The following is an 11,335-nucleotide window of genomic DNA, read 5'->3' as shown; positions in this document are numbered from 1 at the left end:
CGGCACGGTGTCGTGGCCGGCGGCGGCGAGCAGCCGGCCGGCGGCCGCCACCGCGTCGCGGTTGGGCGCGTCCGGCGACACGCCGCGCACCGGGGAACGCAGGGAGACGCCGACCCGCAGCCGCTGCGGCGGCACCAGCTTCTCCGGGCGCCGCCCGGCCAGCACCGAGAAGCCGACCGCCGCGTCGGCGACCGTGCTGGTCAGCATGCCGTGCTCGGTGAGGCCGAACCAGTCGTCCGCGCCGAGCTGGCAGGGGATGACGCCCCGGCCCGGCTTGAGGCCGACCAGGCCGCAGCAGGCCGCCGGGATGCGGATCGAACCGAGGCCGTCGTTGGCATGGGCGATCGGGACCAGGCCGGCGGCCACCGCGGCCGCGGCCCCGCCCGAGGAGCCGCCGGGGGTACGCCCCATGTCCCAGGGGTTGCGGGTGACCGCGGTCGCGTCGTCGGTGCAGCCCCAGAGGCCGAGTTCCGGCATCCGGGTCACCCCGAGGATCACCGCGCCGGCGCCACGCAACCGGCGGACCACCTCGTGGTCGGCCTCGGCGACCGGCGTACGCACCGCCGCCGAACCGTTCCAGGTGGGCAGGCCCGCGACGGGGGTGTTCTCCTTGACCGCGACCGGCACCCCGGCCAGCGGCAGGTTCGCCAGGTCCTCCTGCTCGTCGACCTTCTCCGCCTCGGTGATCGCCTCCCCGCCGCGTACCGCACGGAACGCGGCGAGGCCGGCGTCGACCCGGGCGATGTGGTCGAGGTGGTCGGCGACCACCTGGGTGGCCGACACGTCACCCCGCCGTACGCCCCGGGCGATCTGCTTGGCGGTCGCCCCCACCCAGGTCGGCATGATGTCCTGCACGGCCACCCTCCCAGCCAGCGGTCAGCCCAGCGCCTGCTCCAAATCGGCGAGCAGGTCGTCGACCGTCTCGATGCCGACAGACAGTCGCACGAGATCGCCGGGAACTTCAAGCGGCGAGCCGGCAGCACTTGCGTGTGTCATCCGGCCCGGGTGCTCGATCAGGGATTCGACCCCGCCGAGCGACTCGGCGAGCACGAAGAGCTTCGCCCGGTTGCAGATCTGCACGGCGTGCTCCTCGCCGCCCGCCGCCCGGAAGGAGATCATGCCGCCGAACCGGCGCATCTGCTTGGCGGCCACCTCGTGTCCGGGGTGCGTGGGCAGCCCCGGGTAGATCACCTGGCCGACCTTGGCGTGGCCGTCGAGGTAGGCGGCGATCCGTTCGGCGTTGTCGCAGTGCCGGTCCATGCGTACGCCCAGCGTCTTGATGCCGCGCAGGGTGAGCCAGGCGTCGAAGGGGCCGTTGATCGCGCCCATCGCGTTCTGGTGGTAACGCAGTTCCTCGCCGAGCCCGGCGTCGGCCGTGACGAGCGCGCCACCGACCACGTCGGAGTGGCCGCCGACGTACTTGGTGGTCGAGTGGACCACCACGTCCGCGCCGTGCGCGATCGGCTGCTGCAGGTACGGCGAGGCGAAGGTGTTGTCGACGACCAGCAGCGCACCGGCGTCGTGCGCGACGGCGGCCAGCGCGGCGATGTCGGCGATGCCGAGCAGCGGGTTGGTGGGCGTCTCCACCCAGACGATCTTCGTCCGGCCGGGCTCGACGGCGGCCCGGATCGCGTCCGGGTCGGAGACCTTCGCCGGGGTGAAGTCCAGCCCCCAACGCTCGGCGACCCGGGCGAAGAGCCGGTACGTGCCGCCGTACGCGTCGTCGGGGATGACCACGTGGTCGCCGGGCTTGCAGACGGTGCGCAGCAGGGTGTCCTCGGCGGCCAGTCCGCTGGCGAAGGCGAGGCCCACCGGGCCGCCCTCCAGCGCGGCGAGGCACTCCTGGAGCGCGTCGCGGGTGGGGTTGCCGGAGCGGCTGTACTCGTAGCCAAGCCGGGGAGCGCCGACGGCGTCCTGGGCGTAGGTGCTGGTCTGGTAGATCGGTGGGATCACCGCGCCGGTGCGGGCCTCGGGGTCCTGGCCGGCGTGGATGGCGAGCGTCTCGAAGCCGTGACTCATTCCCGAGACGTTAGTCCGCCCGTCCGGCCACCCGGACGGAACCCGGACGCGGGTCGCGCCGCCGGTCGCGCGAGTCGCGCGCGGATCGACCGAACGGCCCGCACCCGACGCGGCCGCACCGCCCGCACCGGCCGGGCGCCCTCGGCTTTTTTTGATCGGGGCCCCTCGGAGGGCTGGACGACCACGAAGCCTCTCCGTCGGCTTCTTCCCCGCCGGCTTCGGGGCGGCCGGCTGGGTGACCGTGGCGGCGGTCGCCTCCTGCTGCCCGGCCGGCTCCGGCTTGGCGACCGCCGGGTCGCGCGACCCAGGGCGGACCGCCCGGTCGGGCATTACGCTGCGCGGGTGAGCGGGTGCGTGTTCTGCGGGATCGTGGCGGGCGAGGTGCCGGCGTTCCGGGTGGTCGACGAGCCGGACGGGGTGGCGTTCCTGGACACCCGGCCGGTCTTCAAGGGGCACGTGCTGGTGGTGCCCCGCCGCCACCTCGTCGCCCTGGCCGACCTGCCGGCCGACGCGCTGGCCGGCTACTTCGGGCTGGTCCAGCGGCTGGCCGTGGCGGTGGAGAGCGGTCTGGGCGCCGGTGGCACCTTCGTGGCGATGAACAACAAGGTGTCCCAGTCCGTACCGCACCTGCACACCCACGTGGTGCCCCGGACCAAGGGCGACGGCCTCCGCGGCTTCTTCTGGCCCCGCACCCGCTACGCCGACGACGCCGAGGCCGAGACCTACGCCGCCCGGATCACCGCAGCCCTCTGACCCGGCACGGCGGCACGGAGCGGCGGGCGCGGCGCGATGCGGCGCGGCCGGCGCGATGCGGCGCGGCCGGGTGGGCCGCGAGCGGTCGCGCCCGCCCGACGCCCGCGACAGTCGTCACGGACGGTAGCAAGGCATTCCTGCAACGCTGCGTGACATCAAGCCGTCGGCGTTGAAGGCCCCCTTCTTCCTTTGCTCTGCATCCTTATACGCACCACCGCTCTGACCTGCGGACGCAGCACACGAGTTCGCTCACGCCAGCACAGTCTCGTCACTCTTGGTTATCGGTGCGTATGAGGGTGCAGAGCAAAGCGAGTGGGGCAAGAGCGCCTCCACGAGAGGCGTTGTCACCGCAAGTAGCGACACGGTGGCCAGGATGCCCCCCCCGTCCAGCTCCCCAACCCGGACCCGCCTGAGTGCGTGGAGCGGGTCTGTGTGAGTGCGGGTCGAGCGGGCCCATCTCAGTGCGGGTGGAGCGGGTCTGTCTGAGTGCGGGTGGAGCGGCCCGTCTGAGTGTGGGTGGAGCGGGTAAGGAAGCGGGGGCCTCCGGCGTTGCACGCTGGGAGAGGTACGAGAGGAGTCCCACCGTGTTCCTTCGCCGCATGAAGGCCGAACTGCCCGCCCCCGACCAGGCCCTGCCGGGTCGCCTGATCGCGATGCCGGTCGCGGACCGCCACGAGGTGCTGGGCACCCCGTTGAAGGGTCCGTTCCCCCAGGGCTCGCAGGTCGCCGTGTTTGGGATGGGCTGTTTCTGGGGCGCCGAGCGCCTGTTCTGGACCCTGCCGGGCGTGATCACCACCTCCGCCGGCTACGCCGGCGGCATCACCCGGAACCCGATGTACGAGGAGGTCTGCTCGGGCGGGACCGGGCACGCCGAGGTGGTCCAGGTGGTCTACGACCCGGAGACGATCAGCTACGAGGACCTGCTCAAGGTCTTCTGGGAGAACCACGACCCGACCCAGGGCATGCGCCAGGGCAACGACGTGGGCACCCAGTACCGGTCGGCGATCTACACCACCACCGACGAGCAGCGCGCCACCGCGGAGTCGTCGCGTGACGCGTTCGCCCCGATCGTGGCGCGGGCCGGCAAGGGCGAGATCACCACGGAGATCGCGCCGCTGGGCGACTACTACTTCGCAGAGGACTACCACCAGCAGTACCTGGCGCCCACCAAGAACCCGAACGGCTACTGCAACCACGGCCCGAACGGGCTGAGCTGCCCGGTCGGCGTGGCGCGCACCGCCGGCTGACCGACGACCGGTCGACGTGCCCGGGCCTGCGGTGTTTGTCACACCGTGGGCCCGGACGCATTCGGGCACCCGGCCCGCCGAGCACCGTGAACGCGCCTCCCGGTAGACCCCCGCTGATCGGCGGCGCGCATCTTAGCAAACACGTAACGCCATAGACATCATCTCAACAGGCGGACTGCGGACACCTCTGGCAGCATTGCCTGGCATGTGCGGACTTGCGGGAGAGTTCCGCCGTGACGGCTCACGCGCCGATGTGGCGGCGGTGGAGCGCATGGCGGCCACGATGAGTGACCGGGGCCCCGACGACAGCGGGGTGTGGTCCCAGGGCCCGACGGCCCTCGGACACCGACGCCTGAAGATCATCGACCTCTCGGCCGCGAGCGGTCAGCCGCTGGTCGACCCCGGTGCGGGGCTGGCCGGCGTCTTCAACGGGTGCATCTACAACTACCGTGAGCTGCGCGCGGAACTCCAGGCCAAGGGGCACCGGTTCTTCTCCTCCGGCGACAGCGAGGTGGTGCTCAAGGCGTACGCCGAGTGGGGCCTCGATTTCGTCGACCACCTGATCGGCATGTTCGCCGTCGCGATCAGCGAGCGGGACACCGGCCGGCTGGTGCTGGCCCGCGACCGGCTCGGCATCAAACCGCTCTATCTGGCCGAGACGCCGGGCGTGGTGCGCTTCGCCAGCACCCTGCCCGCGCTGCTGGCCGGCGGCGGCGTCGACACCACCATCGACCCGGTGGCGCTCGCCCACTACCTCAGCTTCCACAGCATCGTGCCGCCGCCGCGCACCATCCTGCGCGGCGTCACCAAGCTTCCGCCGGCGACCGTCCGGGTCTACGAGCCGGATGGCCGTACCTCCGAGCGGGTCTACTGGGACCCGGCCTTCACCCGCCACGCCGAACGCACCGGCTGGTCGGACAAGGACTGGCAGGACGCCCTGCTGGAGTCGCTGACCACCGCGGTGCGCCGCCGGATGGTCGCCGACGTGCCGGTCGGCGTGCTGCTCTCCGGCGGGCTGGACTCCAGCCTGGTCGTCGCCCTGCTCGCCGGCGAGGGGCAGCGCGGCCTCTCCACCTTCTCCATCGGCTTCGACTCCGTCGGCGGCCGGGAGGGCGACGAGTTCCGCTACTCCGACCTGGTCGCGAAGACCTTCGACACCGACCACCACCAGATCAAGGTGGCCGCCGGTGACCTGGTGCCGCCCCTGGAAGCCGCCGTCGCGGCCATGTCCGAGCCGATGGTCAGCCACGACTGTGTCGCGTTCTACCTGCTCAGCGAGGTGGTGGCGCAGCACGTCAAGGTGGTGCAGTCCGGCCAGGGTGCGGACGAGATCCTCGGTGGCTACCACTGGTACCCGCCGCTGGCGCGGGTCGACCGCGACCGGGCGCTCGACTCGTACGCCGGGGCGTTCTTCGACCGGGACGCGGCCGGGCTGGCCCGGGTGCTCAACCCGGGGTGGCTGGCCGACGGCGACCCGGCGCGCGAGTTCGTGGCCGGGCACCTGGCGCGGGCCGGCGCGGAAACCGCGGTCGACGCCGGCCTGCGGATCGACACCCAGGTCATGCTCACCGACGACCCGGTCAAGCGGGTGGACAACATGACCATGGCGCACGGGCTGGAGGCCCGGGTGCCCTTCCTCGACCACGAGTTCGTCGAGCTCGCCGCGAGCTGTCCGCCGGAGCTGAAGCTGGCCCAGGGCGGCAAGGGCGTGCTCAAGGAGATCGGCCGCCGGGTGCTGCCCCACGAGGTCATCGACCGGCCCAAGGGCTACTTCCCCGTCCCGGGCCTCACCCACCTGGAGGGCAAGCTCCTCGACCGGGTACGCGACGCGCTCTCCGCGCCCGAGGCCCGCCGCCGCGACCTGTTCCGCGCCGACTACGTCGACGCGCTGCTCGCCGACCCGAACGCCGAACTCACCCCGTTGAACGGAAACAAGCTGTGGCAACTGGGACTCCTGGAAATGTGGCTCCAGAGCCACGGAATCGACTGACCGTGACCGACACCTTGGCAACCGGCGCGGCCCGGCCGGACCGGCTGCGCGTCACCGGCCGGCGGTGGGAACGGGTCGGCCCGGGCGGCGACCCGGTGGCCCCCGGCCCGGCGGAGAGTCCCGACCGCGAGGGCCCCACCGACGTGGTGCTCGACTGCGGGTGGGGACGGCTGGTCTTCGGGCAGACCTTCGCCGACCAGGCCGCCGTCGCCGCCGTGCTGCGTTCGGAGGCCGCCGGCTCCCGGGACATCTGCATCTACCTGCGCGACCCGCACGTGCTGGTCTCCCGGTTGCCCGACGAACTCTTCATCGACCCGTCGCTGACCTACCGGCTGCCGCTGGGCGCCGAGCGGCCGGCCGACGCCGAACTCCCCGGGCTGCTCATCCGCCCGCTGCGCGACGCCGCCGACGCCGACGCGGTGAACCGGATCTACGCCCGCAACGGGATGGTCACCGCGCCGGTGGAGGTGCTGGTCGCCAACGCCGGCACCGACCGGTTCCTGCACCTGGTTGCCGAGGACGCCACCGGCGAGGTGGTCGGCACCATCACCGGGGTGGACCACGTCGCGGTCTTCGACGATCCGGAGAACGGCGCGAGCCTGTGGTGTCTCACCGTCGACTTCAACACCGCGCCGCCCGGCACCGGCCAGGCGTTGATCACCGAGCTGGCCGCCCGGCTGGTCGCGCGCGGGCGGGCGTACGTGGACCTGTCCGTGCTCGCCGAGAACGCCGGGGCGATCCGGCTCTACGAGCGGCTCGGCTTCTACCGCACGGCCACCCTCTGCGTGAAGCGGAAGAACCCGATCAACGAGCGGCTCTTCCTGCCCGCCATGCCCGAGGGGTACGACCGACTCAACCCGTACGCGAAGATCGTCGCCGACGAGGCGATGCGGCGCGGCATCCGGGTGGAGGTGACCGACCCGGCTTGGGGTGAGCTGCGGCTGACCAGCGGCGGCCGGACGGTCCTCACCCGCGAGTCGCTGTCGGAGCTGACCTCGGCGGTGGCGATGAGCCGCTGCGACGACAAGCGGGTCACCCGGCGGATCCTCGCCGAGGCCGGGCTGTCGGTGCCGCGCGGCCGGACCGCCACCGGCGACGACGGCGACGCCGCGTTCCTCGCCGACGTCGGCCAGGTGGTGGTGAAGCCGGCGCGGGGCGAGCAGGGCAACGGCATCACGGTGGGTGTGCGCAGCGCCGAGGCGCTGACCGCCGCCGTCGAGCTGGCCGCCCGGTTCTGCCCGGAGGTGCTGGTCGAGGAGATGCGCGCCGGCGAGGACCTCCGGGTCATCGTCATCGACCACGAGGTGGTGGCCGCGGCGGTGCGGCGGCCGGCCGCCGTCACCGGCGACGGGGTGCACGACATCGCCGAGCTGATCGAGCGGCAGAGCCGCCGTCGGGCCGCCGCCACCGGTGGCGAGTCGCGCATCCCGGTGGACGACATGACCCGCGACGTGGTCGCCGAGGCCGGCTACCAGCTGCACGACGTGCTGCCCGAGGGGCAGATGCTGGTCGTACGCCGGACCGCGAACCTGCACACCGGCGGCACCATCCACGACGTCACCGGCGAGCTGCACCCGGTCATCGCCGAGGCGTGCGTGGCCGCCAGCCGGGCGCTGGACATCCCGGTCACCGGGCTGGACCTGCTGGTACCCGCCCCGGACCGGCCGGAGCACGTCTTCATCGAGGCCAACGAGCGGCCCGGCCTGGCCAACCACGAGCCGCAGCCGACCGCCGAGCGCTTCGTGGACCTGCTCTTCCCCGGCACCCGGGCGCCGCAGCGGCTCTGGTCCCCGGCCGGCCCGGGAGGTGCCGCGTGAGCCCGAAGCCACTGGAGATCGACCTGGACTACCTGCGCCAGGTGCTGCTGGAGCTGCTGGAGATCCCGAGCCCGTCGGGGCGTACCGACCACGTGCAGCAGTACGTCGGCGAGCGGCTCTCCGCGCTCGGCATCCCCTCGACGTTGACGCGCCGCGGCGCGCTCAGCGCCTGCCTGCCCGGGCCCCGGGAGACCGGCGCCGACCGGGCGATCGTGGTGCACACCGACACCATCGGCGGCATGGTGAAGCGGCTGAAGGAGAACGGCCGGCTGGAGCTGAAGACGATCGGCACGCACAGCGCCCGGTTCGCCGAGGGCGCGCACGTGCGGATCTTCACCGACGACCTGGAGCGGGTCGTCACCGGCCAGGTGCTGCCGCTCAAGGCCAGCGGGCACCGGTACAACGACGACGTTGACGTGCAGGGCGTCGGCTGGCAGCACGTCGAGGTCCGGGTCGACGAGCCGGTGGAGGACATCGCCGGCCTGCGTGCGCTCGGCATCGACGCCGGCGACTTCGTGGCGTTCCTGCCCAACCCGACGATCACTCCGAGCGGGTACGTCAAGTCCCGGCACCTGGACGACAAGGCCGGCGTGGCCGCGGTGCTGACCGCGTTCAAGGCGATGGTCGACGCCGGCGTACGCCCGGCGGTCACCGCGCACCTGCTGGTCACCGTCACCGAGGAGATCGGGCACGGGGCGTCCCATGGGCTCGACCCGGACGTCGCGGAGATCGTCTCGGTGGACGCGGCGGTGGTCGCCCCCGGGCAGCAGTCCCGGGAGGACGCGGCCACCCTGGCCATGGGCGACGGGGTGGGACCGTTCGACTACCACCTCACCCGCAACCTCGCGTCGATCGCGAAGGACCACGGGGTGGAGCTGGTCCGGGACGTCTTCGAGTACTACCGCTCGGACGTGGCGGCGGCCGTCGAGGCCGGCGCGCACGCCCGGGTGGCGCTGCTCGGCTTCGGCGTGGACGCCACCCACGGGCACGAGCGCACCCACCTCGACGGGCTGCGCCACCTCACCCAACTGCTCTGCCTCTACCTCCAGAGCGACCTGGTCTTCCCCGAGTGGGACGCCGAGCCGGAGGGCGACCTGGCCGATTTCCCGTCGCTGGCGGTGCAGCCGGCCAACGAGGAGGGCCCGCGCGAGGGCCCGATCGGCATCGCCGAGCCCTCCTGACCGGTGCCGGTCCGGCCTCCGGTCGGGCCGGCAGAGCCGGCGGGGCTCGGGACGCGGGCGCGGACGTGCGGGGCATGGCCACCGGTGAACGGCGCCGACGCGAGCATCCGCGAGCCGGCCGACCATTCCCGGCGGGCCTGTGATCGAAATCCGTTGCCGGGCCGGCGGGGATCTCGATAGCGTGGCGGTACACGGGAAAGGAGGTGGTCCAGACTTGTATAGCAATCGGACTCGTGAGGTGGCTGTCCGCTAGCCGCTGTCCTCGACAGTAAACTCGTCCGCCGCGAGGCGGGCACAGCACCATCGTCGAGACCGTGTGGCAGCGGTGCGGCGAAACCACGACAGCCACCCGACCCCCGGGGTGCCGGCCCAGTCCAGCCGGCCCGCGCCAGCGCGGAAGCCCCGGGGGTCGACCCTTTCCGAAGCGAGAGACACCGTGTCGATGCGCGAGCTGGTGGTGCTCGGGACGGCCAGTCAGGCGCCGACCCGGCAGCGCAACCACAACGGGTACGTGCTGCGCTGGGACGACGAGGTGATCCTCTTCGACCCGGGCGAGGGCAGCCAGCGGCAGCTGCTGCACACCGGCGTCACCGTCACCGACCTGACCCGGATCTGCGTCACCCACTTCCACGGCGACCACTGCCTCGGCCTGCCCGGCACGATCCAGCGGCTCTCCCTGGACCGGGTGCCGCACCCGGTGGCGGTGCACTTCCCCGCTGGCGGCGCCGAGTACTTCGCCCGGCTCCGGCACGCGTCCAGCTTCCACGAGACCGCCGAGCTGCGCGTCGAGCCGATCGAGGCGGACGGGCAGCGGATCACCCTCGGCGTGGGCACGCTGGAGGCCCGCCGCCTGCGACACCCCATCGAGACGTACGGTTACCGGCTGGTCGAGCCGGACGGCTGCCGGATGCTGCCGAAGAAGCTGTCCGCGTACGGCATCGCGGGGCCGGCGGTCGGGGAGCTGATCCGCGTCGGCCACCTGGACCTCGACGGACGCCGCGTCACCCGCGACGAGGTGAGCGTCCCCCGGCCGGGGCAGCGCTTCGCCTTCGTGATGGACACCGGCCTCTGCGACGGGGTGTACGCCCTCGCCGAGCACGCCGACCTGCTGGTCATCGAGTCGACCTTCCTCGACTCCGAGGCCGCGCTCGCCGCCGAGGTCGGCCATCTCACCGCGGCCCAGGCCGCGCGGGTGGCGGCCGAGTCGGGGGTACGCCGGCTCGTGCTCACCCACTTTTCCCAGCGGTACGCCGACCCGCGCAGCTTCGCCGACGAGGCCCGCGCGCACTTCGACGGCGACCTGGTGATCGCCGAGGACCTGACGACCATCCAGGTCCCGGCCCGCCGGGTAGCCTCGGCCGGGTGACCGTCACGCTCCGCCACGCCACCGTCGACGACCTGATGGCGGTGGGTGCCCTGCACCAGGGCTCCCGGGTGGCGACGTACTCGTCGTTCCTGCCGCCGGAGGCGCTGGCCGACCCGACGTCGGAGGCGTTGGGGGCGTACTGGGTCGAGCGGTGGACGTGGGAGCGCGACGAGCACCGGATGACCGTGGCCGAACGCGACGGCCGGCTGGTCGGCTTCAGCTACCTGGGCCCGGACGACGAGGGCGACCCGGCGACCGGCCTGCTCAACGCCATCCACCTCGACCCGGCCGAACGCGGTCGGGGCACCGGCCGGCAGCTGATGGTCGACGCGCTGGCCGCCATGCGGTCGCGCGGCTGGTCCCGGGCGGTGCTGTGGGTGCTGCGGGAGAACACCGTCGCCCGGCGCTTCTACGAGCGCGGCGGCTGGACGCCCACCGGGCAGTCCCGGAACGAGCACATTGGCCCAGTGGCGGTCCTGCAGCTGCGCTACGCCCGCCTGCTCTGATCACGCGGCCGGTTCCGCCCAGAGGCCGGGAAAGCGGGCCCGTACCGCCGCCACCATCTCGGCGTCGGCCCGGAGCAGCACCTCGACCGGAGCGGGACCGTCGATGCTCTCGACCACGTAGTGGTAGAGGTTGTGCTCGACCTCCCAGACCTCCGGACCGGAGTAGGCGAGCATGTCCCGGCAGAACCGGCAGAACCGGTCCAGCAGGTCGGGCTCGACGTGCCGGACCCCGATCCGGTCCAGGACCAGGGGCCCGACCACATGGATCATGTACTCGAACTGCTCGGGCAGCTCCGGCGAATCGTCGTCGAGGGCGTCCTCGATCGAACCGACGACGAGTTCCGCCATCCTTTCCCGTCCTTCCGGGAAGTGCTGCCAGACCAGGTTCCCGACCGGACCGAAGTTCCAGAGCGTCGCGGACATCCAGGGCCCTCCCCGGGGCGGACAGGGCCCTTC

General features: G+C 72.7%; 10 protein-coding genes. 7 read left to right on the top strand and 3 right to left on the bottom strand.

Annotated features, from left to right (window positions below; genetic code table 11):
- Together NCC78_RS07525 and NCC78_RS07520 are read right to left on the bottom strand one after the other, a co-directional pair.
- The coding region (locus NCC78_RS07525) for an amidase (protein ID WP_250792743.1) at positions 1–861 on the bottom strand (861 nt) is incomplete at its 3' end.
- A 15-nt stretch (positions 862–876) separates the two neighbouring features.
- Positions 877–2,019 (bottom strand): cystathionine gamma-synthase, encoded by a 1,143-nt coding sequence (locus NCC78_RS07520; RefSeq protein WP_250792741.1) that lies wholly within the window; start codon positions 2,017–2,019, stop codon positions 877–879.
- Positions 2,020–2,361: 342 nt separating this feature from the next.
- On the opposite strand from NCC78_RS07520, the gene NCC78_RS07515 reads away from it, so the two are divergent.
- The 7 genes from NCC78_RS07515 (at position 2,362) to NCC78_RS07485 (ending at position 10,879) form a co-directional block, all read left to right on the top strand.
- Positions 2,362–2,772 carry an HIT family protein gene (locus NCC78_RS07515; protein ID WP_250792739.1) on the top strand — a complete coding sequence of 137 codons (411 nt, stop codon included), beginning with the start codon at positions 2,362–2,364 and terminating at the stop codon, positions 2,770–2,772.
- Positions 2,773–3,356: 584 nt separating this feature from the next.
- Positions 3,357–4,019, top strand: a complete 663-nt coding sequence (gene msrA, locus NCC78_RS07510; protein ID WP_250792737.1) for a peptide-methionine (S)-S-oxide reductase MsrA — start codon at positions 3,357–3,359, stop codon at positions 4,017–4,019.
- A gap of 205 nt (positions 4,020–4,224) precedes the next feature.
- Positions 4,225–6,009, top strand: a complete 1,785-nt coding sequence (locus NCC78_RS07505) for an N-acetylglutaminylglutamine amidotransferase (protein WP_250792736.1) — start codon at positions 4,225–4,227, stop codon at positions 6,007–6,009.
- 2 nt (positions 6,010–6,011) lie between these two features.
- Complete coding sequence (gene ngg / locus NCC78_RS07500) at positions 6,012–7,826, top strand: N-acetylglutaminylglutamine synthetase (RefSeq protein WP_250792734.1); 1,815 nt, start codon at positions 6,012–6,014, stop codon at positions 7,824–7,826.
- Positions 7,823–9,007 (top strand): osmoprotectant NAGGN system M42 family peptidase, encoded by a 1,185-nt coding sequence (locus NCC78_RS07495; RefSeq protein WP_250792732.1) that lies wholly within the window; start codon positions 7,823–7,825, stop codon positions 9,005–9,007. Before ngg ends, NCC78_RS07495 begins: the two co-directional genes overlap by 4 nt.
- A 436-nt stretch (positions 9,008–9,443) precedes the next feature.
- Complete coding sequence (locus tag NCC78_RS07490; RefSeq protein WP_250792730.1) at positions 9,444–10,373, top strand: ribonuclease Z; 930 nt, start codon at positions 9,444–9,446, stop codon at positions 10,371–10,373.
- Positions 10,370–10,879, top strand: a complete 510-nt coding sequence (locus NCC78_RS07485) for a GNAT family N-acetyltransferase (protein WP_250792729.1) — start codon at positions 10,370–10,372, stop codon at positions 10,877–10,879. The genes NCC78_RS07490 and NCC78_RS07485 overlap by 4 nt, the downstream gene beginning before the upstream one ends.
- Here NCC78_RS07485 and NCC78_RS07480 read toward each other — a convergent pair whose 3' ends face one another.
- Complete coding sequence (locus NCC78_RS07480; RefSeq protein WP_250792727.1) at positions 10,880–11,302, bottom strand: hypothetical protein; 423 nt, start codon at positions 11,300–11,302, stop codon at positions 10,880–10,882.
- Positions 11,303–11,335 lie beyond the last annotated feature (33 nt).

It is taken from the genome of Micromonospora phytophila (assembly GCF_023656545.1).
Classification (GTDB): domain Bacteria; phylum Actinomycetota; class Actinomycetes; order Mycobacteriales; family Micromonosporaceae; genus Micromonospora; species Micromonospora phytophila.
Note: the sequence above shows the minus strand (reverse complement) of the source record. Positions and strands in the feature narration are given on the sequence as shown.